This is a genomic window from Roseateles terrae (assembly GCF_014192155.1).
Taxonomy (GTDB): domain Bacteria; phylum Pseudomonadota; class Gammaproteobacteria; order Burkholderiales; family Burkholderiaceae_C; genus Roseateles; species Roseateles terrae.
Genome location: NZ_JACHXO010000006.1, coordinates 184059 through 210094 on the forward strand (window position 1 = coordinate 184059; position 26036 = coordinate 210094).

General features: G+C 67.2%; 23 protein-coding genes. 8 read left to right on the top strand and 15 right to left on the bottom strand.

Going from position 1 to position 26036, the window contains the following annotated elements; genetic code table 11:
• Window positions 1–19 precede the first annotated feature (19 nt).
• The 5 genes from FHS28_RS17060 to FHS28_RS17080 all read right to left on the bottom strand — a co-directional run bounded on the left by FHS28_RS17060 (window position 20) and on the right by FHS28_RS17080 (window position 4892).
• Window positions 20–520, bottom strand: coding sequence for a CinA family protein (locus FHS28_RS17060; protein ID WP_088453371.1), 501 nt, complete (start codon window positions 518–520; stop codon window positions 20–22).
• Between the two features lie 14 nt (window positions 521–534).
• Window positions 535–1026, bottom strand: coding sequence for a phosphatidylglycerophosphatase A family protein (locus FHS28_RS17065; protein WP_246410317.1), 492 nt, complete (start codon window positions 1024–1026; stop codon window positions 535–537).
• A 173-nt stretch (window positions 1027–1199) separates the two neighbouring features.
• On the bottom strand, window positions 1200–2165 hold the full coding sequence (gene thiL / locus FHS28_RS17070; RefSeq protein WP_088453481.1) for a thiamine-phosphate kinase: 966 nt from the start codon (window positions 2163–2165) through the stop codon (window positions 1200–1202).
• Complete coding sequence (locus FHS28_RS17075) at window positions 2158–2814, bottom strand: response regulator transcription factor (protein WP_088453369.1); 657 nt, start codon at window positions 2812–2814, stop codon at window positions 2158–2160. The genes thiL and FHS28_RS17075 overlap by 8 nt, the downstream gene beginning before the upstream one ends.
• Window positions 2811–4892 (bottom strand): PAS domain-containing sensor histidine kinase, encoded by a 2082-nt coding sequence (locus tag FHS28_RS17080; protein ID WP_088453368.1) that lies wholly within the window; start codon window positions 4890–4892, stop codon window positions 2811–2813. Before FHS28_RS17080 ends, FHS28_RS17075 begins: the two co-directional genes overlap by 4 nt.
• A gap of 328 nt (window positions 4893–5220) precedes the next feature.
• On the opposite strand from FHS28_RS17080, the gene FHS28_RS17085 reads away from it, so the two are divergent.
• The 4 genes from FHS28_RS17085 (at window position 5221) to FHS28_RS24480 (ending at window position 9075) form a co-directional block, all read left to right on the top strand.
• Entirely contained in the window at window positions 5221–7551 is a 2331-nt protein-coding gene (locus tag FHS28_RS17085; RefSeq protein ID WP_310736810.1) for an NADP-dependent malic enzyme, read from the top strand.
• A gap of 460 nt (window positions 7552–8011) precedes the next feature.
• Window positions 8012–8470: a guanyl-specific ribonuclease gene (locus tag FHS28_RS17090; RefSeq protein ID WP_375140772.1), complete on the top strand. Its 459-nt coding sequence runs from the start codon at window positions 8012–8014 to the stop codon at window positions 8468–8470.
• A gap of 45 nt (window positions 8471–8515) precedes the next feature.
• Window positions 8516–8911 carry a barstar family protein gene (locus tag FHS28_RS17095; RefSeq protein WP_058936869.1) on the top strand — a complete coding sequence of 132 codons (396 nt, stop codon included), beginning with the start codon at window positions 8516–8518 and terminating at the stop codon, window positions 8909–8911.
• Between the two features lie 41 nt (window positions 8912–8952).
• Complete coding sequence (locus FHS28_RS24480; RefSeq protein ID WP_257720725.1) at window positions 8953–9075, top strand: hypothetical protein; 123 nt, start codon at window positions 8953–8955, stop codon at window positions 9073–9075.
• 76 nt (window positions 9076–9151) lie between these two features.
• Here the strand turns inward: FHS28_RS24480 and rsmA are convergent, their stop codons facing one another.
• The 3 genes from rsmA to FHS28_RS17110 are packed head-to-tail and all read right to left on the bottom strand — an operon-like array spanning window position 9152 to window position 13732.
• Window positions 9152–9919: a 16S rRNA (adenine(1518)-N(6)/adenine(1519)-N(6))-dimethyltransferase RsmA gene (gene rsmA / locus FHS28_RS17100; protein WP_088453366.1), complete on the bottom strand. Its 768-nt coding sequence runs from the start codon at window positions 9917–9919 to the stop codon at window positions 9152–9154.
• A gap of 14 nt (window positions 9920–9933) precedes the next feature.
• A complete protein-coding gene (locus tag FHS28_RS17105; RefSeq protein WP_184295084.1) occupies window positions 9934–11379 on the bottom strand; it encodes a peptidylprolyl isomerase in 1446 nt (481 codons plus the stop codon).
• A gap of 10 nt (window positions 11380–11389) precedes the next feature.
• Complete coding sequence (locus FHS28_RS17110; protein WP_246410279.1) at window positions 11390–13732, bottom strand: LPS-assembly protein LptD; 2343 nt, start codon at window positions 13730–13732, stop codon at window positions 11390–11392.
• A 156-nt stretch (window positions 13733–13888) separates the two neighbouring features.
• Between FHS28_RS17110 and FHS28_RS17115 the strand changes: the two genes are divergently transcribed.
• Window positions 13889–15064, top strand: coding sequence for an aminoglycoside phosphotransferase family protein (locus tag FHS28_RS17115; protein WP_088453363.1), 1176 nt, complete (start codon window positions 13889–13891; stop codon window positions 15062–15064).
• A gap of 61 nt (window positions 15065–15125) precedes the next feature.
• Here the strand turns inward: FHS28_RS17115 and FHS28_RS17120 are convergent, their stop codons facing one another.
• The 3 genes from FHS28_RS17120 to FHS28_RS17130 are packed head-to-tail and all read right to left on the bottom strand — an operon-like array spanning window position 15126 to window position 18571.
• On the bottom strand, window positions 15126–16130 hold the full coding sequence (locus tag FHS28_RS17120; protein ID WP_088453362.1) for a LysR family transcriptional regulator: 1005 nt from the start codon (window positions 16128–16130) through the stop codon (window positions 15126–15128).
• Window positions 16131–16186: 56 nt separating this feature from the next.
• Window positions 16187–17662: a M20 family metallopeptidase gene (locus FHS28_RS17125; RefSeq protein WP_088453361.1), complete on the bottom strand. Its 1476-nt coding sequence runs from the start codon at window positions 17660–17662 to the stop codon at window positions 16187–16189.
• Window positions 17663–17713: 51 nt separating this feature from the next.
• Entirely contained in the window at window positions 17714–18571 is an 858-nt protein-coding gene (locus FHS28_RS17130) for an alpha/beta hydrolase (RefSeq protein ID WP_246410282.1), read from the bottom strand.
• A 94-nt stretch (window positions 18572–18665) separates the two neighbouring features.
• Between FHS28_RS17130 and FHS28_RS17135 the strand changes: the two genes are divergently transcribed.
• On the top strand, window positions 18666–19652 hold the full coding sequence (locus FHS28_RS17135) for a M14 family metallopeptidase (protein ID WP_310736804.1): 987 nt from the start codon (window positions 18666–18668) through the stop codon (window positions 19650–19652).
• A 24-nt stretch (window positions 19653–19676) separates the two neighbouring features.
• Here FHS28_RS17135 and metW read toward each other — a convergent pair whose 3' ends face one another.
• The 3 genes from metW to FHS28_RS17150 form a co-directional block, all read right to left on the bottom strand.
• Entirely contained in the window at window positions 19677–20261 is a 585-nt protein-coding gene (metW, locus tag FHS28_RS17140; protein ID WP_058936876.1) for a methionine biosynthesis protein MetW, read from the bottom strand.
• Window positions 20258–21400, bottom strand: a complete 1143-nt coding sequence (gene metX / locus FHS28_RS17145; protein WP_088453358.1) for a homoserine O-succinyltransferase MetX — start codon at window positions 21398–21400, stop codon at window positions 20258–20260. The genes metW and metX overlap by 4 nt, the downstream gene beginning before the upstream one ends.
• 194 nt (window positions 21401–21594) lie before the next feature.
• On the bottom strand, window positions 21595–22425 hold the full coding sequence (locus FHS28_RS17150) for a hypothetical protein (RefSeq protein WP_221194042.1): 831 nt from the start codon (window positions 22423–22425) through the stop codon (window positions 21595–21597).
• 144 nt (window positions 22426–22569) lie between these two features.
• Here FHS28_RS17150 and FHS28_RS17155 point away from each other — a divergent pair, with 144 nt between their 5' ends.
• Together FHS28_RS17155 and FHS28_RS17160 are read left to right on the top strand one after the other, a co-directional pair.
• Complete coding sequence (locus tag FHS28_RS17155) at window positions 22570–23205, top strand: hypothetical protein (protein ID WP_088453357.1); 636 nt, start codon at window positions 22570–22572, stop codon at window positions 23203–23205.
• 14 nt (window positions 23206–23219) lie between these two features.
• On the top strand, window positions 23220–23942 hold the full coding sequence (locus FHS28_RS17160) for a hypothetical protein (protein WP_184295087.1): 723 nt from the start codon (window positions 23220–23222) through the stop codon (window positions 23940–23942).
• A gap of 147 nt (window positions 23943–24089) precedes the next feature.
• On the opposite strand, the gene sppA is transcribed toward FHS28_RS17160, so the two are convergent.
• Window positions 24090–25967 (bottom strand): signal peptide peptidase SppA, encoded by a 1878-nt coding sequence (gene sppA, locus FHS28_RS17165; RefSeq protein WP_088453355.1) that lies wholly within the window; start codon window positions 25965–25967, stop codon window positions 24090–24092.
• Between the last annotated feature and the right edge of the window lie 69 nt (window positions 25968–26036).

Consider the following 26036-nt stretch of genomic DNA (forward strand, 5'->3'; position numbering starts at 1 on the left):
GCCCTGTGCTCTGCGCCCTTCAACTGTCCCGATCTTCCAGCGCGTCGCACAGCGCCTGCAGGCCGGCGCGCACCGTCTGCGTCCGCACCGCGTGACGATCACCGCTGAACAATTCCTTCCACACCCGCACCGGCTGGCGGCCATGCATCAGCGCGAGCCAGACGGTCCCGACCGGCTTGGCTTCGCTGCCGCCGCCCGGACCGGCTACACCGGTCACTGCAAGCGACCAGTCCACCGGCGCGTGCGCCACGAGACCGCGGGCCATCTGCTCCGCCACTTCGCCGCTGACCGCGCCATACAGGTCAATCATGGCGGCAGGCACTCCCAGCAGCTCGGTCTTGGCCTGGTTGCTGTAGCTCACCACGCCGCGCTCGAACCACTGGCTGGAGCCCGCCAGGCTGGTGCAGGCCGCCGCGATCAGGCCGCCGGTGCAGGACTCGGCGGTGCCCATGCGTTCCCGCCGCTGGATCAGCGCCAGGGCAATGCGTTCGATCAGCTCGGATTCTTCAGGCAGCACCATGGGAGTCTCCTGGTTCAGTGCAACACTTGGCGGGCCACGGCCAGCACCAGCAGGGTACATCCAGCGGCGACCAGATCGTCAAACATGATGCCCAAACCCTGGCGCGCACCGATGCGTTCGCCCGGCACCGCCTTGAACAGCCGGTCTGCCCAGCCGACCGGGCCGGGCTTGACCGCGTCGAAGTAACGGAACAGGCCGAAGGCCGCTGCCTGCCACAACAGGCTGGCCGGCATCAGCAGCCACAGGATGAGCCACATGGCGAGGATCTCGTCCCAGACTATCGAGCCCGGGTCGCTCACCCCCAGATGCTGCGCGGTGACGGTGCAGGCCCACCAGCCGATCAGGAAACCCGCCACCAGCACACCCGCCCATTGCAGCGGAGTGAGGAACGGGTAGAGCAGCAGGAAGCCCGCCCAGCCCCACAGGGTGCCGACAGTGCCGGGCGCCTTGGGCGAGAGGCCGCTGCCGAAGCCCAGGGCCATCCAGCGCGCCGGGTGGCGGAGCATGAAGCCGAAGTTGGGGCGGCGCGGAGCGGCCGGGATGGGCGGAGCAGCCGGGGCAGCCGAGGCAAGCGCGGCGGAAGGGCTCAAGTCCTCCGGTGGCTGGCTCTCAGACTGGCTTCCGGGCTGGCTCTCGGGCCCGTTCAGCGGAGCATCGGTGTCATCGAGAGGTGAAGGGGTCATGACTTGAAGTGATCAAAGCTCTGCAGCGTGAGGTCGAGCAGACGGCCTTCGCCATCCACCACCCGCAATCCAGGCTCCCGCTCGATGCGTCCGATGCGGTAGACGGGAGTCGCGGCTTCCCGCGCCGCTTCCAGCACCCGGCTGCGGTCCTGCGCCGCCGCGGTGAACACCAGCTCGTAATCATCGCCGCCGGTGAGCAGGCACAGGCGCTGCAGGTCTTCCGGCATCCCGCCCAGCACAGAAGAGCGAGGCAGGTCCGCCAGATGCAGCCGCGCCCCCACCTGCGACCGGTGCAGGATGTGGCCCAGGTCACCGGCGAGGCCGTCGGACACGTCGATGGCGCTGCTCGCCAGCCCCCGCAGCGCGCGGCCCAGGGCGACGCGCGGCTGCGGCAGCTCCATCGCCTGGCGCACCGCATCGAAGGCCTCACCGGGCAGCGAGACCGTGCCGCGGAACACTTCCAGCGCCAGGCGCGCATCCCCAAGCAGGCCACTGACCCACAGGTCGTCATCGACCCGCGCGCCCGACCGCAGCAGCGCCTGGCCGTGCGGCACTTCGCCCATGATGGTGATGTTGATGTTCAGCGGACCGGCCGTGGTGTCGCCGCCGGCCAGCACCACGCCATGGGCATCGGCCAGCGCGAACAGCCCTTCGGAGAAGCCCGCCAGAAAGGCCTCGTCCACCTTCGGCAGTGCCAGCGACAGGAAACACACGCGGGGACTGCCGCCGCTGGCCGCCAGATCGCTCAGGTTCACCGCCAGCGCCTTGTGGCCCAGCCGCCGCGGTGAGACGGTGGACAGGAAATGCCGCCCCTCCACCAGCATGTCGGTGGAGACCAGCCACTGATGGCCGGGCGCGGGCGTCAGCACCGCGCAGTCGTCGCCGATGCCCAGCGCCACGGTGGCGCCAGCCGTCGGCCCGGGACGCGCAAAGTAGCGCGCGATCAGATCGAATTCACCCATGGGCGGCATTGTCGCCGCGCAGCAGGTTGGAGAGTTCCACCGCGGACTTCACATCCATCTTCTCGAACACCCGGGCGCGATGCACTTCCACCGTGCGCACGCTGATGTTGAGCTGGTCGGCGATCAGCTTGTTGGGCAGGCCCTGCACCACCAGCTGCATCACCTCGCGTTCGCGTTCGGTCAGCTCGGCCACGCGATGGCCCAGCACCGCCTGCGCAATGCGGGCCTCGATGGCGTCGCTGCTGCGGGCCAGCGCCTGCTCGACGCGATCGACCAGGGCATTGTCCGAGAAGGGTTTCTCGACGAAGTCATAGGCGCCCTGCTTCACCGCCGCCACCGCGGTGGGCACGTCGCCATGGCCGGTCAGGAAGATGACCGGCAGGGTGTGCAGCAGGCCGCGCTCCACCAGGCGCTCGAACAGCGCCAGGCCGCTCATGCCGGGCATGCGCACGTCGAGCAACAGGCAGCTCGGGGCATTGGGCCAGTCGGCGCCCTGACGGGGCAGGCTGTCCAGCATCGACTCGAAGGCTTCGGCGCTGCCAAAGCCTTCCGACAGCAGACGGCGGGAACGCAGCAGCCACGACAGGGCGTCGCGCACCACATCCTCGTCATCCACGAGATAGACCATCGGCAGGGACTGCGGCTTCATGCGGAGGTGTCTCCAGTAACGGTGGACCGGGCGCCACCGGCCGTATCCTCGCACGGCAGGCTGAACCGGAATTCGGTGCCGGTGGGCGAATCGGGCGCTACGCGACTGTCGAAGTCCATGGCGCCGCCGTGCTGCTCCACCACCGTGCGGCACAGGCTCAGGCCCAGGCCCATGCCCTCGGTGCGGGTGGTGAAGAACGGGGTGAACAGCTGGCGCGCCACTTCCGGTGGAATGCCGGGCCCGCGGTCGATGACGGCAATGCTGAGCCAGCGCGGCTGAAGGGGACGCACCCGGATGATCAGCAGCCGCTCGGCCAGCGGCACCGGGCCGTCCATGGCCTGGATGGCATTGCGGGTGAGGTTGAGCAGCACCTGCTCCACCATCGTCCGGTCGCAGCGCACACGCGGCAAAGGCTCGGGCAGGTCCAGATCGATGCGGGCGCCGCTCTTGCGCGCCTGCAGGCGCACCAGCGGCAGCACCGCATCCATCAGCTGCTCGACGCGCACCCATTCGCGCGACTGCTCGCGGCGGCGCACGAAGTCATGCACGCTCTTGATGACACGGCCGGCGCGCTCCGCCTGCTCGGCGATACGGGTGACGGCCTGGCGCACCATGTCCGGTGTCTGTGGATCGTCGGCCTCCCGCACCATCAGGTTGAGGGAGGCGGTGGCGTAGCTGGCGATGGCGGCCAGCGGCTGGTTCAGTTCGTGGCTGAGCAGCGATGCCATTTCGCCCACGGTCGCCAGACGCGCTGTCGCCTGCAGGCGTTCCTGCTGCTGGCGGGAGAGCTCTTCCACCTTGCGCTGCGCGCTCAGGTCCAGCACCGCGCTCATCCAGCCCGTCTGCTGTCCCTGCGCATTGAGCAGCGGCGCTTCGTAGATCATCACCGGGAAGCGCTCGCCGGTGCTGCGGGCGAAGACGGTTTCGAAACCCTCGCGCGGCGGCAGGCCGGCTTCCCAGCGCGCTTCGCGGTCATGGTGACGGCGCCAGTATTCCTCGATGAACTCCGGCGGCCAGTACGGCGGCGCCTGCGGCGGACGGCCGGTGCCCACCAGCTCCTCCGCGCCGTAACCGACCATGGCGCAGAAGGCGGGATTCACATAGCTGATGTTGCCGTCCAGGTCCCGCGCGCGCAGGCCGGTGATCAGCGAGTTTTCCATCGCCTGACGGAACGCCAGGGCTTCGGCCAGCGCATGTTCGGCCTGGGCGCGGCGGCGACCGTCGCGGGCCAGCACCAGCACCAGCGCGAGCAGCGCCAGAGACAGGCCCAGCACCAGGGCCGTGGCCAGATTCGGAATCAGCTTGGGTTTGCCGGAGCCGCTGTCCACCCGCAGCTGCAGGCTCACGCCCTGCAGGTCCAGCAGCCGCTCGGCCAGATAAAAGCCGCTGCCGCGGATCAGGCCGGTGCGCGCCAGGCGGGTGCCATCGCCTTCCACAAAGGACATCTCGAACTGGCGCGCCTGCTCCTGCGAAATCGACTCTTCCAGCAGCGCCCGCAGGCCGACCGTGGCCACCACAAAGGACGGCGGCTCTCCCGCGCGCACACGCGGCAGGCACAGGTCGGTCACCTCCAGCCCCTCGCCGCCTGGCAGCGGCACGAAGTAGGAGCGCGAAAACAGCGGCGTGCCCTGACGCATCGCCCCGGCACAGGCCAGCTCGGTCTCCAGCTGCAGCTGCTCACGGCCCAGTCTGGCAAACAGCGGCGGCAGGTAGGGCGACTCGACCACCCGCTCGATGCGCCGCTGCTCGTCCCGCGACTCGATGCGCAGAATGATGCGGCTTTGTCGCAGCAGGCCGGTCGCATTGCCGCGCCATTCGGCGTCGTGGGCCCACATCAGCCCCTGCAGACCTTGCAGGTCGCGGCTCATGAGCTGCTTGGCGCGTGCAGCCACTTCGGTCGCAGCCAGGTCGGCCGCCTCCTGGGCGCGGGACGCCTCGTGGCTCAGGGTCAACGCCAGCAGCAAGGACTGTGCGATCAGCAGCAGGGCGACCAGCGCGCCCCACAGCACGGCGCGGCGCCGACGGCGGGGCCGGGGCACCGGCGGCGACAGGGTGGACGGCGAAAACGTGGACGGCATGAGGATCGAGAAATGTCCAGGAGGCGGCAGAAGGTGGCACGATCCCTCCGGATCGGCGCAGAACGGTGCGGGGCCCGGTCACCGCCCGTCTCGGGGGCCTGCCAGGAGGCAGGCAGTATGCGCCGCCGACACCTCAAAAGGATGCGCGGTTTCGCGTATCCCAACCCGGCACACCGACATGCAGGATACGCATAGTACGTAGTGATCGTTGGCGGACGGGCTCCTACAATCCCCCACCCAACCCATCGCTGAAACAGCTGCGGCCGGGCGTATCGAGACGTTGAGACCGGCGTCAAAGCGGCGTCTACGTGGCGTCAACGTCCTGGCCATCAGGTCCTGGCCCCAACCGACTGAGTCCCTCATGTCCACGTCCGAAGAAAAACGCGCCGAACTGCGCAAGGCAGCCCTCGAATATCACGAGTTCCCGACCCCCGGCAAAGTGGCCATCGCGGCCACCAAGCAGCTGATCAATCAGCGGGACCTGGCGCTGGCCTATTCCCCGGGCGTGGCGGCGGCGTGTGAGGAAATCGTGGCCGATCCGGCCAATGCCTTCCGCTACACCTCCCGCGGCAATCTGGTGGCCGTCATCTCCAACGGCACCGCGGTGCTGGGCCTGGGCGACATCGGCCCGCTGGCCTCCAAGCCGGTGATGGAGGGCAAGGGCGTGCTGTTCAAGAAGTTCGCCGGCATCGACGTGTTCGACCTGGAGATCGACGAGAAGCACGACCTGGACAAGCTGGTGGACGTGATCGCCGCGCTGGAGCCCACCTTCGGCGGCATCAACCTGGAAGACATCAAGGCTCCGGACTGCTTCTACGTCGAGCGCAAGCTGCGCGAGCGGATGAAGATTCCCGTGTTCCACGACGACCAGCACGGCACCGCCATCGTGGTGGGCGCGGCGCTGATCAACGGCCTGAAGGTGCAGGGCAAGGATATCAAGCAGGTCAAGCTGGTGACCTCCGGCGCGGGTGCTGCCGCCCTGGCCTGCCTGAACCTGCTGGTGAAGCTGGGCATGCCCCGCGAAAACATCTGGGTGACCGACCTGGCCGGCGTGGTCTATCAAGGCCGCACGGAACTGATGGACCCGGACAAGGCCGAATACGCGCAGCCGACGGATGCTCGCAGCCTGCGTGAGGTCATCCAGGGCGCGGACATCTTCCTGGGCCTGTCGGCCGGCGGCGTGCTGAAGGCGGACATGGTGGCCACGATGGCCGCCAACCCGATCATCTTCGCCCTGGCCAACCCGACGCCGGAAATCCTGCCGGAGGAAGTCAAGCAGGTCCGGGATGACGCCATCATGGCCACCGGCCGGACCGACTATCCGAACCAGGTCAACAACGTCCTGTGCTTCCCCTACATCTTCCGCGGGGCCCTGGACAGCGGCGCGACCACCATCAATGACGAGATGGAAATCGCCGCCGTGTATGCCATTGCCGAGCTGGCCCAGGCGGAGCAGAGCGAAGTGGTGGCGGCGGCCTATGCCGGTGCCAACCTGAGCTTCGGCCCCGAGTACCTGATTCCCAAGCCGTTCGACCCGCGCCTGATGATGAAGATCGCGCCGGCGGTGGCGAAGGCAGCGGAAGCCTCCGGTGTGGCGCAGCGTCCCATCCAGGACATGAATGCCTACCTGGAGAAGCTGCAGAGCTTCGTTTATGCTTCCGGCACGACGATGAAGCCGATCTTCCAGATCGCCAAGAAGGCCATGCACAAGCGCGTGGCCTACGCCGAAGGCGAAGAAGAACGGGTGCTGCGTGCGGTGCAGGTGGTGGTGGACGAGAACCTCGCCCGCCCGACGCTGATCGGTCGCCCGCAGGTGATTGCCCAGCGCTGCGAGCGCTTCGGCCTGCGTCTGCAGGAAGGTCGCGATTACGACGTGGTGAACACCGAGTTCGACCATCGGTATCGCGATTACTGGCAGACCTACCTCGAGATGACCCAGCGCAAGGGCGTGACCCAGCAGCTGGCCAAGATCGAGATGCGCCGCCGCCTCACGCTGATCGGCTCGATGCTGCTGCACAAGGGCGAAGTGGACGGCATGCTGTGTGGCACCTGGAGCAACACGGCGATGCACCTGCAATACATCGACCAGGTGATCGGCAAGCGGGCCGGGGTGAAGAACTTCGCCTGCATGAACGGGCTGATCCTGCCCGGACGCCAGGTGATGCTGGTGGACACACATGTCAACTACGACCCGACCGCCGAACAGATCGCCGAGATCACCATCATGGCGGCCGAGGAAATGATGCGCTTCGGGCTGAAGCCGAAGGCGGCGCTGCTCTCGCACAGCAACTTCGGTTCGAGCAACTGCCCGTCGGCGGTGAAGATGCGGGAAGCACTGGCGCTGATTCAGCAGACCGCGCCGTGGCTGGAAGTGGACGGCGAGATGCATGGGGATGCGGCGCTGGATCCGAATTACCGGCAGCAGCTGATGCCCAGCAGCACGCTGAGCGGGGAAGCGAACCTGCTGGTAATGCCCAACATCGACGCCGCGAACATCAGCTACAACCTGCTGAAGACCGCAGCCGGTGGCGGCATTGCGATCGGCCCGGTGCTGCTGGGTGCCGCCAAACCGGTGCATGTGCTGACCCCGAGTGCCACCGTGCGCCGCATCGTGAACATGACCGCGATGGTCGTTGCGGACGCCAACGCCGCCCGGTGATGGTGCCCCCGGTTTTGCCCGCCTAGCGCGGGCAAAACCGCCCCCCAAGGGGGCTGCGGGCCGGCTTGGGGCGGCCCGGCGCCGGCCCTCGCGCGTACGAACACCGCCGCTGGGACGGCGCTGCGCGCGTCCGGCGCGGCTGGGTGCCACGGGGCGCGTCGGACGAGATTGCTGGTTTCAGCGTCTGGGTGAGCGGCGTTCGTGCGGGAGCACGGGGCTGCGATCAGTCAAAAGATGCCCCGTTTCAGGGGTATTGGGCGTGTCGGGAATCGCCCGACAGAAAAAGTTTGTAGAGGCTCACCACATGCTGAAGATGCTGTGACAACGTGAGCCCGCCTCATTATTACCGAGTGTGAGTGCGTGCCAACAATGCCGCTTTTTAGGGCATTGCGGCAGACCCCGGCTTGAGCATTGAGGGCCCTTTCTGTACCATTTCGGCTTCAGGATTCAGGGTAAACCCGTGTTTTCGCACAATCAAGGGCGCGTCGGAGCCGCTGGCCCCCGCCGAGGATGGCACTCCTTCTGGACAGCACTGGCCACCACCGCCACGCTGACCAGCGCCCTTTTGGGCGCCAGCGCCGCCCTCGCCCGGGACAACCGCGACACCAGCACCACCCGCGAACGGTGGGGTGACACGGTCGCCTTGCAGGCACTTCCCGCCGAAGCCCAAACCACCTACCAGCTTGTGCTGTCAGGCGGCCCCTTCCCCTACGAGAAGGACGGCGTCGTGTTCGGGAATCGCGAACGGCAATTGCCGGCCAAGGCACGTGGTTACTACCGCGAATACACCGTCAAGACCCCCAAGGCCCGCAACCGCGGCGCCCGGCGTCTGGTGTGCGGCGGCACCCCACCCACGAAACCTGATGCTTGTTATTACACCGACGACCACTACGTGAGCTTTTCGAAGATCACGCCGTGACCCGGCGGAACCCGCAATCTGTGACCATCTAGGAGGAACGCGACCATGCAATTGCAGACAGTCCGTCCCAACATCGTGCAGGCGATCAGAGCCTACCGGGTAGAGGACTTGATGCAGGCTGCTCAGGATGCCGGCCAGCATTTCCTGTACGCCAACCTGGCGGCAGCGGACACCAAGCAGGACGTGCTGGAAATGATCGCCAGCGCCTTCCTGTTCCCGGCGCACTTCGGCAAGAACCTGGACGCGCTCTACGACTGCATGACCGACCTCGTCCACAAGTCCGGCAGCCAGCCCGGCTTCGTGGTCGTCCTCGATCAACTGCCCGACCACGCCCGCTTCGACCGCGAAGCCCGCGAACAACTGCTCGACGTCTTCCGTGAAGCGGCGGACTTCTGGGGAGAAAGAAAAATACCCTTCAGGTGTTTTTATTCTTTTCAGTAGCCCGCTCCCAAGAAATCGGGTCATGGGAGCGGGCTGCTGAGGTGGCCCCCGCAGAGAAGCCGGTGCTCAAGAGCACCAAGACCAATCCAAATCCCAACTTCGGCATGAACATGCCGATGATGTGCAGCGCCTTCGATACGTCCATGTGGCTCAACGCCGCCTGACGCATCCAGGACCTGGGAACAAAAAGGCCTTCCGGCAACGGAAGGCCTTTTTTTCGTCCAGCGGACGCCGGTGAGGTCAGAGCGACTGCGCCAGCGCCACGAATTCGGCGACCGGCACTTCTTCTGCACGGCGGTGCAGATCGAACTCGCCGCCGTACCCGCGCGCTTCCAGCCAGCGACCCAGGCTGTGCCGCAGCAGCTTGCGACGCTGGGAGAAGGCGGATGCCACCATCTCGCTGAAGAGCTTTTCGTCCAGCAGCGCCGGCGTGGCCCAGGGCGTCATGCGGACGATGGCGGAATCGACACGCGGCGGCGGGTCGAAGGCTTCGGGCGGCACGTCGAACAGGGCCTCGACGTCGTACCGCCACTGCAGCATCACGCTCAGACGCCCATACTCCTTGCCGCCCGGTCCGGCCGCCATGCGGTCCACCACTTCCTTCTGCAGCATGAAGGTCTGGTCCACCACCTGGTCCACGAACTGAAGCAGATGAAAGAGGATGGGGGAGGAGATGTTGTAGGGCAGGTTGCCCACCACCCGGATCTTGCCGCCCCGCTCCTGCGCCAGCGCCCCGAAGTCCACCTTCAGCACGTCGGATTCGATGACGGTGAGGTCGCCCCGCTTGCGCAGCTTGGCCGCCAGATCCCGGTCCAGCTCGACCACCGTCAGCGGCTGGCTGCTCGGCGGCAGGCGCTTGAGCAGCGGCAGCGTCATGGCGCCCAGGCCGGGGCCGATCTCGATCATCGACTGATCCTCGCCCGGGGCGATGGCGTCGATGATGGCGTCAATGACGGCTCGGTCGGTCAGGAAATGCTGGCCGAAGCGCTTGCGCGCGATATGTCCCATGGCGTGTCAGCCGATCAGTCCAGCCACTCGCGCGTCTCGATGAAGGCGCGGGCGCGCAGTTCCTTCATCCAGTCCGAATAGGCATCTTCATATTTGCGTTCACGCAGCGCCGCGCGGGCCTGGTCGCGCAGCTGCTTGTTGTCCAGCACCACATCGCGACGTTCCAGCACCTGGATCAGGTGCAGACCAAAACGCGAGGCCACCGGATTGGAAATACCGTTGAGCGGCAGCTGGTTCATCGCTTCCTCGAACTCAGGCACGAAGCTGCCAGGGCCGACCCAGCCCAGGTCGCCGCCGTCCTGCGCGCTGCCGTCTTCCGAGTTGGCTCGGGCCAGCTGCTCGAAGGTGGCGCGGCCGGATTCGATCGCCCGCTTGAATTCCGCCAGACGGCGTGCTGCCTGGTCCGGGCTCAGCTGCTCGGAAGGACGCAGCAGGATGTGCCGCGCATGCGTCTGCACGATCGTGTTGATCGAGCCCTTGCCCGCCTGGCGCTCCACCAGCTTGAGCACGTGGAAACCGGCGGCCGAGCGCAGCAGCGTCGGGCGCAGTTCGCCGGACTTCAGGTCCCGCACGGCGTCGACGAACACGTCGGGCAGCTTGTCGGACGAGCGCAGACCAATCTCGCCGCCCTTGGACTTGTTCGCGTCTTCCGACACTTCCTGGGCCACCTTGGCGAAGGATTCCCCGTTCTTGATGCGCTGCAGCGCCGCTTCCGCCTTGGCGCGGCGCTCTTCCACCACGCTCGCGGGCGCGCCTTCAGGCACCGGCACCAGCACCTGGGCGATGTTCAGTTGGGCGCGGTCCTGCAGGGCGGCCTGCCGCTCGTCCAGGTATTTGTCGATGTCGCCGTCCGTCACCCGGATACGGCCCTGCACTTCACGCTCACGCACCCGCTCGCTCAGCATCTGGTCGCGCAGGTTCTCGCGGAAACGCTTGAAGTCGATGCCTTCAGCGGCCAGCCGCTTGCGCAGCTCGTCCATCGTCAGCTTGTTCTGGGTGGCGACGTTGGCCACCACACGGTCGAGTTCCGGCTCGTCCACACGCGGGCCGTTTTCGCGTGCGTAGGTGGTGACCACCCGCTCGTCGATCAGGCTGTCCAGCGCTTGTTTGTGGATCAGTTCGTTCGTCGGATTTTCATTGCGCCGACGTGCTTCTTCCTTCATCCGTTCCTGGCGCTGGATGACCTCGGAAGCGGCCACGATGTCGGAGTTCACCACCGCCGCGATGTAGTCACCGGGCTTGAGGGTGCGCTGCTCCACCGGCGGGCGGGCAACGGCCGTGCGGGCGGCCTCCACCGCCGACGCCTCGGGCGCGGGCGCCGAAGCGGCCACAGGGCCCGACGCGGGACGCGCGGCGGCCTTGGCGGCGGCGGAGGTGCCCCCTTGCGCCCAGGCGAGGGATCCGGCGCTGGCCGCCAGAACAAGAAGGGTGGCAGCGGCCAAAGGCTGGAGTTTTCGCATCGAACGCAATTCAGTCATAAGTGCCAAAGGCCGAGCGTTCCGAGCTCAGCGAACGGTAACCGGGGATATTGTCTCTCAACACCTTCAGTGCATTCGAACCCAGCGGCGACAGGCCGACCAGCTCCAGTTGCAGGATCAGACGGGTATTGGTCTCGGCGCGGCCGGTGGCTTCACGCTCCACGCCCATGCGCAGAATCCAGCAGCCGGAGTCGTATTCGGCGCCCACGACCGAGTCGGTGAAGCGCTTGTCCCGCATCGAATACTGCAGGCGTCCGGCACCATACCAGGCGCCCTTGCAGCCGGGTCCGCCGCTGACGGCCTTGCGGTCCGGGCCGAACAGCGGCCACTGCCACGCCAGCTCGAGCTGCTCACTCTGGCCACGGGCCAGCCGGTAGGACGCGCTGAGCGTGCGGAACGGGCCGGGCGAGTAGCGCAGGCGCAGCACCGTCCGCTCGACCTTGCCGTCGGAGGAATTGAGCTGCAGCGTGCTGTCGGTCCACCAGGCCTGGTTCAGGTGGGCGGAGCCCAGCAGCACCACGTCGGAGAGACGGTGGGTCTGCGGCGTGCCGTCCGGGGTGATCTTTTGGTCGCGCAGCAGGTAGCGCTGCACCATGCCCAGGCGCAGCTGTTCCTCGCCGCGCTCGTCTTCGATCCAGCGGGTGGTGGCGCCGAAGGCCACCATATGGGCATCGCTGACCCGGTCCACGCCGGAGAACTGGTTCTCGGCAAAGACGGAGTCGAAGTTGTAGTCCCGCGGCGCCGAATCGAAATTCGGCACGTCGGTCTGGTCACGGTACGGCGTGTTGACGTAGAGCAGTCGCGGTTCCAGCGTCTGGCGGGCGTTCTTGCCAAACAGCGTGGTGTCGCGCTCCAGGATCCAGCCGTGATCGACGCTGAAAGTGGGAATGGTGCGGCTGATCGAACGCTGCCCGTTGAGCAGCGGCTGATCGGTGTGATAGCTGGCCGAATTGAGCGACACCTTCGGGATCAGCCACCAGGCCGCGCCGCTGAAGGGCAGGCTCAGATGGCCCAGCATGTGCATCCGCTCGCCAGTCTGCGTCTGGGAGCTGAGCGAGCCGGTGGGCAGGTCGAAGCGGTTGTATTCCACCTCGACCCCGCCTTCCAGCCGTGCCCGGCGGCCGGTGGGCAGATACCCGGCCAGCACGGAATCATCCGCGCCCGTCTGCAGCCGCATGCCGATCTGCGGGGACCGCTGGTAGGGCGAGACAAACTGGTCGCTCGCCTCGGGCACCTGCAGCGCCTGCCAGTGCTGCACGCGGGCATAGGTCTGGACGTCGCCCCAGTTGAAGTTGAAATCCTTCTGGGTCCGGAAGTCCTGCTGCAGCAGACGCGGCGTCTGCGTGCTCATGCGGCGGCGGAAGTCTTTCCAGTAGTCTTCATCCGACACCCGTTCGGCATTGATGTCGTAGCGCCAGCTGTCGGAGAAGTCGCCCTGGTTGAGCAACCGCAGGTCCCAGCGGGAGCGTCCGTACACCCGGTCATTGGGCAGCCAGGCAAAGCTCAGGGCACCGCGGTGCTGCATCTCCAGATAGCGGAACTCGCTGTCCACGCCTGCGCCGCGCTTGGTCATCACGTAAGGCGTGAAGGTGGCGTCCCGGTTGGGGGCGATGCTCCAGTAATACGGCTGGCCGAATTCAAAGCCGCTGCGGTTGTCGATGTTGACGTTGGGCGGCAGCAGGCCGGACTTGGGCTGGTCGCCCAGCGGGAAGCTCAGCGACGGCGCCGCCAGGATGGGCACGCCCAGGAACTGCACCGTGGCGCCCTCGGCGACGCCCTCACCCTTCTCGAAGTCCAGCTTGAGGCTTCGGGTGATCAGCACCCAGTCGCGCTTGCGCTCGCCGTCTTCCGACACCGGGCAGGTGCTGTAGGTGGCCTCATCGGCCTGCATTTTCTGTTCACCGAGAAACCGCAGGACCTTGGCGCTGCCGCTGCCGCCGGTGGTGGAGAAGAAATAGTTCGGGCTCTCCAGCTGACCTTCGAAGCGGTCGACGAACAGGCTCAGCGACGGGCCGCGCAGCACCGCGCCGTTCTGGCTCAGTTCCACATTGCCGTCGGCGGTGGCCAGATCCTGCTCATGGTCATAACGCAGGCTGCGGCTCTTGAGCAGCAGGCCGCCATAACGCAGCTGCACATCGCCTTCGGCGGTGGAGAGCTGGTCGACTTCGGAGCTGATCCGGTCGGCCTGCAGCGCCATGGCGGGGCGTACGTCCTTGCGCCGGCTCTGGTTCAGCTGTTTGGACGGCTTGAGCGCCAGCGGTTCGCCGGCGGAGTCCTGCGCGAACGCACTGGGCGCAGCGGGCAAGGCCACAGCCAGCAGGGCTGCCAGGGGCAAGGGGCGGAGTCTGAAAACCGATGAGCGCATCAAGCAGGGCGGCGTCTTGCGGAGGTCGAGGCAGCCACGCGCGAACGCGAGGCGCTGCCCAGGGTTTGTAGAATCATTATCCACGAGGCGGGCCGCCCGCCCCGCACGTCCTCCCCTCAAGCGCTCATGACCCTTTCCGTCTCGCCGGTGACCTGGCCCGATCCGCAACGTGCCCGGCAGTTCCAGGACTGGCTGGCCCCGCTGGTGGAGGCTCACGGGCTGCTGCCGGACACCCTTGTTTCCGCCAGCAGCGATGCGAGCAGCCGTCGCTACCTGCGCCTGCAGACCCGGGACGGCGGCAGCCGCATCCTCATGGATGCGCCGGCCACGCCCAATCAATTGGCGGCCTTTGTCGCGGTCGGCCAGATGATGGCGGACTGCGGCCTGCATGTGCCCACGCTGCATGCGCATGACGAGACCCTGGGCTTTGCCCTGCTGGAAGACCTGGGCAGCACCAGCTATTTGCAGGCCTTGCAGGCGGCGCAGCAGGCCGGTGAGGAAGGTCTGGCCACCGCCAGGCGACTGATGCAGGACGCGACCGCGGCACTGCTGCGCTGGCAGGCCAGCGGAAACGGCGCCACCCTGCCCCGCTTTGACGAGGCGTTTGTGCGCCGGGAGCTGCAGATCTTTGTGGACTGGTGTGTCCAGGCCCACCACGGCAAGCAGTGGACGGCGAAGCAGCAGGACTACTGGGAGCGCACCGTCACCGCGCTGGCCGCCAACATTTCGGCGCAGCCGATGGTGCCGATGCACCGCGACTACATGGCGCGCAACCTGATGGTCTGCCCGCGTGAGGATGAGGCAGGCGTCCCCGGCAAGCATGCAGACGGCAGCGGCGATGGCAACCACGGCGTCCGCCTCCCCAATCCAGGCGTCCTCGATTTCCAGGACGCGGTGCTGGGCCCCATCACCTACGACATCGGCTCCCTGCTGCGCGACGCCTTCCTCTCCTGGGACGAGGCTGAGGAGATCGATTGGGCGGTGCGTTATTGGGAAGGTGCACGCCGGGCCGGCCTGTTTGGGCTGGACGCGAGCGGCGAAGACCCGCATGAGATGGCGCAGGACTTTGGCGTGTTCTGGCGCGCGCTGGAATGGACGGTGCTGCAGCGCCACCTGAAGATCCTGGGCATCTTCTGCCGCCTGAAGCATCGGGATGGCAAGCCGCAGTACGCGCAAGACCTGCCGCGCTTCTACGCCTATGTGATCAAGACGGCGACGCGCTATGTGGAGCTGTCGCCCCTGCTGCGGCTGATGGAGGACCTGCAGCCCCAGCTGCTGCAGACGGGTTTCAGCCTGCGCTGAGCGGATCCGGCCCACGCAGAACGGACGCGCCCCCAAGCACCGTGCGCGCCGGGCTACGCCGTCAGTCCCCGCTCGGCAAGGCCTCCGCCGGCGCATCCGGCGCCGGGGCCGCTGGCCGCCAGGTCGGGCACCCCGCCGCGGCCAGCCACGGATCCTCATCCTTTCCGCCGAACACCTCCAGCAGGAAGTCCAGGAACACCCGGGTGCGTGCCGGCATGAACTTGCGGCTTGGCATGGCCGCCCACAGGGTGTAGCTGTAGAGCCGCCACTCCGGCAACACCCGCTCCAGCGCGTGCTCCATCAACGCATCTCCCGCCACAAAGGACGGCAGACCTGAGATGCCCAGGCCATGCAGGGCACAGGCGTATTTGGTGTCGGTGGAGGCGGTGGCCAGCACGGGGCGGGAGGGCATCGCAAAGAAGCTGTCCAGCGGCTCGCCGTCGCCGCCGCAGCGCTCGAAGGTCACCCCGCGCGACATCTCATGGACGGGCGGCAGCATCAGGGCGTGATCCTTGAGTTCGGACGGATGCTTCGGCCGCCCGCGCCGGGCCAGGTAGTCGGGGGAGGCGCACAGGATGACTTCCGTGCGCGCCAGCCGCCGGGCAATGAAATCCCCTTGCAGTTCCACCCGGGCGGTGATCACGGTGAGGTCGAAGCTCTCATCGAGCGCCGTGACCGGGCCCGGCACCGCCAGCTCCAGCGTCACATGCGGATAGCGGGCATGAAAACCCGCCATGTGCCGCGCCAGCTGGTGCACTGCAATGGCCGGTGGCATCAGCACCCGCAGGTTGCCGCGCGGATCGTTGACCGCGGCCGACGCCAAGGCCTCAGCTTCTTCAATGTCGGTGAGGATGCGCCGGCAGCGCTCGAGATAGGACTCGCCCACATCGGTGAGCGAGAGCCGCCGGGTGGTGCGGTTGAGCAGGCGCGCGCCCAGATGCTCTTCGAGGTCGGCAATCAGCCGTGTGACCACGGCCGGCGCCAGATCGAGGGCGCGGGCGGCGCCGGCGAGACTGCCTTCGTCGATGACGCGGGTGAACACCCGCATGGCTCTGACCTGGTCCATGCCGCTCCTCTCACCAGTGCACCGCGCCGTCCCGGGGGCCGGGACGGCCACAGGGCTTACGGATGGGCCGCGATGACCTGGGCGACGGCGGCGGTCAGGCGCTTGCCGTAAGGCACATGCAGGAATTCATTGGGGCCGTGGGCATTGCTCTTGGGGCCCAGCACGCCACACACCATCATCTGTGCGGCGGGGAAGCTCTTTTGCAGCATGCCCATCAGCGGAATCGTGCCGCCCTGCCCAATGTAGCCGACCGGCGCATCAAAGTGGGCCTGACTGGCCCGCTCCAGCGCCTGGCTGAGCCACGGCGACAGGTCCGGGGTGTTCCAGCCGTCGGCTCCGAAAGCGCCGGCACGGCCGTCCGGCACGAAGCTGACCTTGGCGTTGTAGGGGGCGTTGTCCTCCAGCAGGGCCTTCAGGCGCAGCGCGGCCTCGTTGCCGTCCACCAGCGGGGGCAGGCGCAGCGACAGCTTGAAGGCGGTGTAGGGGCGCAGCACATTGCCGGCATTCTTCAGTTCGGGGAAGCCTTCGGCCCCCACCACCGACAGCGTCGGCCGCCAGGTGCGGTTCAGCAGCACTTCCACCGGATCGGTGGTGACCGGCAGCACCGGGCCGCCGTCGCCGCCGCAGGCCCAGGGCATGCGCTTGTACACCTCATCCTTCAGAATGGCGGCGGCGGCGCGAGCCTGTTCCAGGCGGGCGCCGGGAATCTCGCAGTGGAAGCTATCCGGCAGCAGTCGGCCGGTGGCCGAGTCTTCCAGCCGGTCCAGCAGATGACGCAGGATGCGGAAGGAGGACGGCACCGCGCCGGAGGCATCGCCGGAGTGGATGCCTTCGGTCAGCACTTCCACCTTCAGCACGCCGGACACCATGCCGCGCAGCGAGGTGGTCAGCCACAGGCGGTCGTAGTCGCCGGCGCCGGAGTCCAGGCACACCACCAGGGAGACGGTGCCCAGGCGATCCTTCAGCGCGTCCACGTAGATGGGCAGGTCGAAGGAGCCGGATTCCTCGCAGGTTTCGATCAGGCCGACGCAGCGGGGACGGGGCACGCCCTGCTTGTCCAGCGCCATCAGCGCTGTCAGGGAGGCGTAGATGGCATAACCGTCGTCCGCGCCGCCACGGCCATAGAGCTTGCCGTCTTCGTACTTCGGCGTCCAGGGGCCCAGGTCATTGCGCCAGCCGTTGAATTCGGGCTGCTTGTCCAGGTGGCCGTACAACAGGATGGTGTCGGTGCTGCCCGTCTTGGTGGCCGGCAGTTCGAAAAAGATGACCGGCGTGCGGCCCTCCATGCGGATGACTTCCAGCTTCAGGCCGGGCACCTTCTTGCTTTCCACCCAGCTGGCGGCGTCCCGCACGACCTTGTCGATGTAGCCATTGGCCGCCCAGTCGGCATCGAACATCGGGCTCTTGGCCGGGATGGCGATGTAGTCGGTCAGGGCGGGGATGATTTCCTCGTCCCAGACCTGGCTGGCGTAGGCGCCCAGGGCGCTCACTTCATCGGGTTGCAGCGGCAACGACGGATCACGTGCGTTCATGAGAGGCTCCTGCGCAGCCGGTGCGGCCGCCTTGGGTACAGAGATCGGATTCTAGAAGCGGGCCGCCAACCAGGACTTCAAGCGGGCAAAGACCTGGTCCTGCTCGGGTTCGTTGAAGATTTCGTGGAACAGCGGCTCGAACAGCTCGGCTTCCACCCCGGAGCCGTCGCCGCTCTTGCGGGCCGCGGCCGCGAAGTTCGCGCTGCCGGCCGGGGCCACGCAGCGGTCAGCGCCCGCCCACATCAGCAGGGTGGGCACCGGCCAGCGGGCGGCATGGGTCATCACCGCCGGACCGGTGTCCGCCAGCATCTTGGCCAGCATCGGGGTGATGCGGTTGTGCACCAGCGGGTCTTCCTTGTAGTCCGCCACCACCTCCGGGTCGCGGGACAGCCAGGCCGGATTCAGGCCATTGCCCACCGCCACATGCGGCATCAGCGGCAGCGTGGTGGCCAGCAGGCCGCGCTGCACCAGGGACATGCCCACATCCAGGGCCGGGGAGCTGAGCACCAGCCCATCCACCAGCCGGGACCATTCGGTTGGCACCAGGGCGCCGGCCACGAAGCTGGCGGCGACCGCGCCGCCCATGCTGTGGCCCAGCAGCACCAGCGGGCCCTGGTTCATGCGGGCGTCGCTGCGGACCGCATCGATGGCGCAGGAGAGGTCGCGCTGAAGGCTGTCGGACTCCGGAATGTCGCCGCGCGGCCCGGCGGACGCGCCGTGGCCGCGCTGGTCGTAGCCCACCACGTGCCAGCCCCAGGCGTTCAGACGCCGGGCGACGTGGGTGTAGCGGCCAATGTGCTCGCCGAGGCCGTGAACGATCAGAAGGGTGCCCTGCGGACGCTGGGCGGGGTCAGCGCCCCACTCCCGCCAATGCAGGGGCAGGCCGTCGTGGCCGGTCAGTGTTCTCATAGGTGGAAGTGTAGGATCCCTCGCCATGGGTCCGTCACCTTCCAACCGCTCTGTTGCCGCTGTTTCGCCCAATGATGCGCCGAATGGGCCGTCCGTGACCGCTTCCCCTGAGGCAGACCTCCTCGTGCCGGAGGTTCAGCTGCGTCCGCCCGACCTGCGCCCCTGGCGGGACGGCGGCACCGGTGTGGACCATCTGCACCTGCGCGACTCCGGCCGCCCCGGCCCCACGGTGATGCTGGTGGCCTTGACCCACGGCAACGAGCTGTGCGGCGCGCTGGCCCTGGACTGGCTGCTGCGCCACGACGTGCGCCCCCTGCGCGGACGGCTGGTGCTGGCCTTTGCCAACGTGCAGGCCTTTGACCGCTTCGACCCCGCCGACCCCTTCGCCTCCCGGTATGTGGACGAGGACCTGAACCGGGTCTGGGACGACGCCGTGCTGCGCGGTCCGCGCCAGTCGGCGGAGTTGCAGCGTGCGCGGTCGCTGCGGCCCTTCATCGACGGTGCCGACCTGCTGCTGGACCTGCATTCGATGCAGGAACCGGGCGCCCCGGCCCTGACCATCTGCGGCATGAGCGACAAGAGCGTACCGCTGGCTCGCGCCCTGGGCCAGCCGGCGACGCTGCTGGTGGACACCGGCCATGCCGCCGGTCTGCGCCTGATCGACCGTGGCGGTTTTGCCGATCCGGCGAGCCCGCGGCAGGCGGTGCTGGTGGAGTGCGGCGCCCACTGGGAAACCGCGTCCGCCGACCTGGCCCTGGATGTGAGCCTGCGTTTTCTGCGCCACACCGGACTGGTGGACGCCGACTGGGCCACCGCGCATCTGCGGTGCCCCACGCCGGATCGCCAGCGTCTGGTGCGGGTGGGCGAGGCGGTGACCGCCCGCAGCAACGCCTTCCGCTTCACCCAGCCGGTCCATCACCTGATGGAGATTCCGAAGGCGGGAACGCTGCTGGCGGAAGATGCGGGGCAGCGCTGGACGACCCCGCACGACCACTGCGTGCTGATCATGCCGATGCTGCGGCCAGGCCGCGCCGGCCAGACGATGGTGCGGCTGGGCCGCTATGAGGACGGGCCCGCCTGAGGGGTCGGGGTCAGGGTCCGGCGCTCACTGCCGATCGAACTTGAACACCGCCATGCTGGCGCGCAGGTTGGGCAGGGTGCGCACGGCCCGTCCCGCCTGCACCCCGAAGCTGTCCAGCACCCGCAGGCCGCACTTGCGGGCCAGCACCTCGAAGTCGGCATAGGTGCCGACGCGGATGTTGGGCGTGTCATACCATTGGTAGGGCAGCACCCGGGTCACCGGCATGCGGCCGGTCAGCACCTGCAGCCGGTTGGGCCAGTGGGCGAAGTTGGGGAAGCTGACGATGCCGATGCGCCCCACCCGTGCGGTCTCGCGCAGCATGGCTTCGGTGTTGCGCAGGTTCTGCAGGGTTTCCAGCTGCAGCACCACGTCGAAGCTCTGGTCCTCGAAGATGGCCAGGCCCTCTTCCAGGTTGAGCTGAATCACGTTCACGCCGCGCTGAGCACAGGCCAGCACGTTGCTGTCGTTGAGCTCCACCCCATACCCGGTGCAGCCCTTGGTGGCCTGCAGGTGAGCCAGCAGCTCGCCAGTGCCGCAGCCCAGGTCCAGCACCCGCGATCCGGCGGGCACCAGGTCGGCGATCATCTGCATCACGGCGCGGTCGCTCATGCCCGGCCTCCCTGGAACTCGTTGGCGATGCGGTCGAAGTAGGCCTTGAGCACGGCGTGGTAGCGCGGGTCATCCAGCAGGAACGCGTCATGGCCGTGGGGCGCATCGATCTCGGCGTAGGAGACGTCGCGGCGGTTGTCCAGCAGCGCCTTGACGATCTCACGCGAGCGGGCCGGCGAGAACCGCCAGTCGGTGGTGAAACTGACCACCAGGTACTTGCACAGCGCGCTGGCGAAGGTGCGGCTGAGGTCTCCGCCGTGGGCCCGGGCCGGATCGAAATAGTCCAGCGCGCGGGTGATCAGCAGATAGGTGTTGGCATCGAAGTATTCGCTGAACTTGTCGCCCTGATAACGCAGGTAGCTCTCGATCTGGAATTCGATGTCATGGGTGGAGTAGCCCAGCTCGGCGGCGCGCATCTGACGGCCGAATTTCTGCTCCATCACATCGTCGCTGAGGTAGGTGATGTGGCCGATCATGCGGGCCACCCGTAGCCCGCGCCGCGGCACCACGCCGTGTTCGTAGAAGAATCCGTCGTGGAACTCCGGGTCGGTGATGATGGCCCGGCGGGCGACTTCATTGAAGGCGATGTTCTGCGCCGACAGGCTCGGCGCGGTGGCCACCGCGATGCAGTGGCGCATGCGCTCGGGATATCTCAGCGACCAGTCCAGCGCCTGCATGCCGCCCAGCGACCCACCCAGCACCGCCGCCAGTTGGCCGATGCCGAAGCGGTCCAGCACGCGGGCCTGGGCATCCACCCAGTCATGCACCGTGACCACCGGGAAATCCGCGCCATAGACCCGCCCGGTCGCCGGATTCAGATGCATCGGCCCGGTCGAGCCGAAGCAGGACCCGAGGTTGTTGATGCCGATGACAAAGAACTTGTCGGTGTCCAGCGGTTTGCCGGGGCCGACCAGGTTGTCCCACCAGCCTTCGCTCTTCTCCACGCCGGCATGCGTGCCCGCGACGTGATGGCTGGCATTGAGTGCGTGGCAGACCAGCACCGCATTGGAGCGGTCGTGATTCAGCGTGCCGTAGGTTTCGACCATCAGCTCGTAGTCAGCGATGCTGGCGCCACTGCGCAGCGGCAGGGGCTGATCGAACAGGAGTCGCTGCGGTGTGACGTCACCGACGGAACCCATAAAAACACCTCATCCAACAAAAAACCCGGCGCCGCTGCTTGAAGCGGAACACCGGGTTGAGGGCGCTGGGAGCGCTGGTCGGTTGTCCCCCTTTAGCTGAACTTTTTAGGCGCCCGCAAGCCGGACAAATCGGCGCCGTTCAAAAGTATAGCGGGTGTCCCGGGAATCGGGGAGGGCTGGTCGGGGCGGCCCGCTCAGCGGTGGGTGGCCGAATAGTGCATGACCTGACCGAGCGACCGCGCCCCCGGCGCATAGGCCGACATGGCGGCGCCCACCACCATCAGGAACAGCGCCGTACCGATGAAGGGCCACACGGTGCGACGGAAGGCGCTGGTAATCCAGTGCTGGCGGTCCTGCTTGCGCAGGCGGCGCAGCAGCACATAGGACAGCGCACCATCGAGCAGCACCTCCGAAAACAGCACGGGGGCGATGTAGACGACATACAGCGACGCCACCGCAATGCCGACCGCCAGGGCGATCACCACCAGCGGGATGGTGAATTCATCGGCATCGGTCACTGCGTCGGCGGCGTCCTTGGCGAGACCCAAAGAGGATCCGCCGTCGCCGCTGCTGACGGCGGGCGGGTCCAGCGGCGCGTCAAAGCGGGCGGATGCGCCGCCCCCGCCGAAGTCACCGCCCCCGCCGCTGCGCATCTGCGCCAGGCTGGGGGTGGCGTCCGGCAGCAGGTCGGTGAGGTCCGGGGCGTCGAGGTAGTCCTGGGCGTTGGTCCGCAGCCAGAGCCAGATCAGAAACAGGAAGAAGGCATAGGCGCAGGCCAGGGCGAGCGGATACCGCAGCGCCATCGACGAGACGCCCAGGTGCAGCAGCGTGAAGGAGGCCAGCAGCCCGAATCCGCCCGTCAGGGCGACCAGCAGCATCATCTGCAGCCGCGGGAAGGAGTCCCGCACCAGACGCTCCTTCAGGAGTTCAACGGCGTGGGCGCGGCGGGAGGCTGGTGTGGGTCGCAAGGTCGGACGCGGAAGGAGTCGTGGATCGGTGGTGAACGGGGGTCGATGGGCAGGCATCCCGCCAGGATCAGGCCTCCACCGATGACGCGAGACTCTAAGCGAAGCCGCGGCGGACGTGGGGGCTTTCGTCCAGGTGACTTTGGTGATGCTAAGGGCGGATGGGCTTCTGCGACCATCGGAGAAACTGCTTGCCCCCCCGTCATGGCCAACAACGACATCCATCCCAACGCACCCGCTGGCGGCGGCGGTGCGGGCGCCTTCAAGTCCGCCGGCCCGACCGGTCTGAACAGTGGTAACGACGCCTGGAACCGGCCCGGTCCCCTGGGGGTGGACGCCAAACCGGCCGAGGCGCTGAAGATCAGCGGCCTGATCGCCGCCGGCGGGCCCCTTTCCGCGGGCACCATCAGCGCGGTCAACAAGGCGGCGGACAAGACGCCGGACCGCTGGAAACGCTATGTGGCCTATGCCGATATCGTGAAGGTGGGCGGTTCGCTGGCCTGGCGGGCCAACAACCCTGGCAACCTGCGCGACGCCAGCACCAAGATCAGCAGCGTGACGGGAGCGATCGGCAAGTTCGCCGTGTTTGCCACCCTGGCAGACGGCCACGCCGCCCAGCGCGCCCTCTACCTGAACCGATATGGCGACATGGCGGTGAAGGACGCGATCAACAAGCTGACGCCGCCCAACGAAAACGACACCAAGAACTATCTGGCGGAATTGACCAGGGCCGGTGTGGACATCGACAAGGATGTCAAATCCCAGATCGACGTCCTGATGAAGGCGGTCGAGGCCAATGAAGGCCTGATTCCCGGCATTGAAGTGAAGAGGGTTCCGTGAAGAAGTGGATGCGCTTGTCCTTGTTGACCGCCCTGCTGATGGGGTCGCTGGCGGCTCAGGCGGGTTCGGCCGCTCCGGCGGCATCGAACACCCAGGGCGCCCTGGCCGCCGCGGCGCCACAGGCCGCCCAGGAAGCGAGCCTGGGATGCCAGCGGCTGAGGATTGCGCTGGCCCCCGGCCTGACCGCCCAGGTGGTGGCGCGTGACTGGCAGAGCGGCGAGCCTCACACCGAACCTCCCGCATCCCTTCAACTGGTGGGATGCGACGGCCACGTGCTGTCTCAGTTGCCGCTGTCGGCCCCGCTGGCACAACTGGATCCCCGCCCGCTGCGTGGCGCGCCGCATCCGACCTTTCTGGTCTCGGCCGATTTCACGCAAGAAGCGGGCAGCTACAACGGCCCTGTGACCACGGCGGTGGAGGTGGTGTCCAACCGGCTGCAGGTGGCGATGGCCCACCCGGTCAAGGCGAACGCCGAGGCCGAGGGCAAGGACAAGGGCAAGGGCAAGCCATTGCCCATTCAGTTGGCCCAGACCCTGAAGGCGGCTTGGCAGCGTGTGGAGGGGCCCTCCGCGGACGCCCTGCTGGTGGTGCGCAGCCAACCCTCGGGCGGCGACTTCCGTACGACCTACTCACGCTACGAGGTGGTGGGCAAGGCCTGGCGGGTGACCTCGCGATCGGAACCAGGCCTTTGGGAGTCCGAAGGCGACTTCCCGGCTGTGTCGTCATTCCCCAGGTGAGGGGTCTGCACTGAAAGGCTTGCCCAGAAAAAACCCGCGAGAACCTCAAGGTCGTCGCGGGTATCTATGAGACGTCGCAGAGACGTCACTGAGACGTCGGCAGAACGTCGGTGATGGACAGGCCGACTCGGCGGTCAGCCCGCCTCATCACGGCGCCAGGCACAGGCAATGCACGATCGACTTCACCGGCGCGCGGGTGCCCCCCGCCTTCGTGTCCGGCTGCGCCTGTTCCGCCAGCCAGGTGATGTCGGTCTGCGCTTCCTTCAGCGGTGCCGGCAATTGCGGCACACCGCCCAGCGCCCGCAGCATCTCGGCGCGCACGGTCGGTGCCGCCGTCTCGGTCACGCCGGAGATCAGGCGCTCCAGCGTGCTGCGCTCCGCTTCCACATACTTCACCGACGGATCGTCGCCCAGGTTGGCCCGCTTGGCGGCACTGGCCACGGCATCCTTCATCAGGCCCATCTTGTCCACCAGACCGCGTTCCAGCGCCTGCGAACCGGTCCACACGCGACCCTGGCCCACGGCGTCGATCTGCGCGGCGCTCTTCTTGCGGGCTGTCGCAGCACGGCCGGTGAATTCGGCATAGGTGTGTTCGATGGACGACTGCACCACCGCCGCCAACCGTGGATCCAGCGGACGACGCGGATCGTAAGCGCCAGCCAGCCAGGTCGTGGTGTAGCCGCCGGTGTGAATCGACAGCTTGTCCATCAGCTTTTCGCCGGTCGGCAGCATGCCCACCACGCCGATGGAGCCGGTGATGGTGGACGGGTCCGCAATCACTTCGTCCGACGACATCGAGATCCAGTAGCCGCCTGAGGCCGCCACACCGCCCATGGACACCACCACCGGCTTGCCGACCGCGCGGGTCAGCTCCAGTTCCCGGCGCACCAGTTCCGAGGCAAACGCGCTGCCGCCCGGCGAGTTCACGCGCAGCACCACCGCCTTGATCTTGTCGTCCTGACGGGCCTGACGGATCAGGGCCGAGGTCGAGTCGCCGCCGATACGACCCGGTGCCGCCTGGCCATCCACGATCTCACCTTCCGCCACGATGATGCCGATCTGGCCTTCCGGCTTGGGCAGCTTCGGCGACAGCTGGGCCGCATAAGCACCCATGGGAATGGCGCGCAGCTGCTTGTCGTCCTTGGCGCCGCGCTGCTCCAGCAACTGGTCCACCTGGTCACGGGTTTTGAGGCCGTCCACCAGCTTTTCCTGCAGCACCAGCTTGGCGGTGTCACCATTCACCGCGGCCAGACGCTGCGGCAGTTCTTCGATGGCCTTGGCAATCGCGCCCTTTTCCAGCTTGCGCGCCTGTTCGACATCCATCTGATAACGGGCCCACAGCTCGTCATACAGATAACTTTCGGCCTCCATCGACGCCTGCGACGGCGCATTCGCGAAATAGGGTTCGGCGAAGTTCTTGTAGGTGCCCACACGCATCACGTTGGCCGAAATGCCGACGCGGTCCAGCGCATCCTTGTAGTAGTTGCGATAACGCCCGTAGCCTTCGATCATGACCGTGCCCATCGGGTGCACATACACCTCGTTGGCCTGCGCGGCGAGGTAGTAGCTGCGCTGGTCATAGCTGTTGGCAAAGGCCACCACCGGCTTCTTGCTTTCCTTGAAGCGGGTCAGCGCGGCCTGCAGTTCATGCAGCGTGGCGGGCGAGGCACTGCCCATGTGGTTCAGGTCCATGAAGACCTGAACGATCTTGTCGTCCTTGGCGGCGGCATCCAGCACGGCCAGCAGGTCGCGCAGACGGGTCTGGGCGCGGCTTTCGCCCTGGATCTGGGCCATGGCCTGGTCCCGGGCCGAACCGGAGAACTGCTCCACCACGTCGCCCTGGATGTCCAGCACCAGGGTGGTCTGCGATTGCAGGGTCTTGCCCTTGGAGAAGATCGCCCACAGCAAGGCGATCAGCAGAATCAGGAACAGCAGATTCAGCACCACCCGGCGCGTGCCGTCCAGCAGCCACCAGGCGCCCTTGAAGACGCGCCCGATCGGCGAGAACACAGCTTTCAGTCCCATTCAATCCTCCCTCGAGATGACACGCCTTACGCAAGGCGCAACCGGCTGATTGTGGCCCCAGAATGCCTC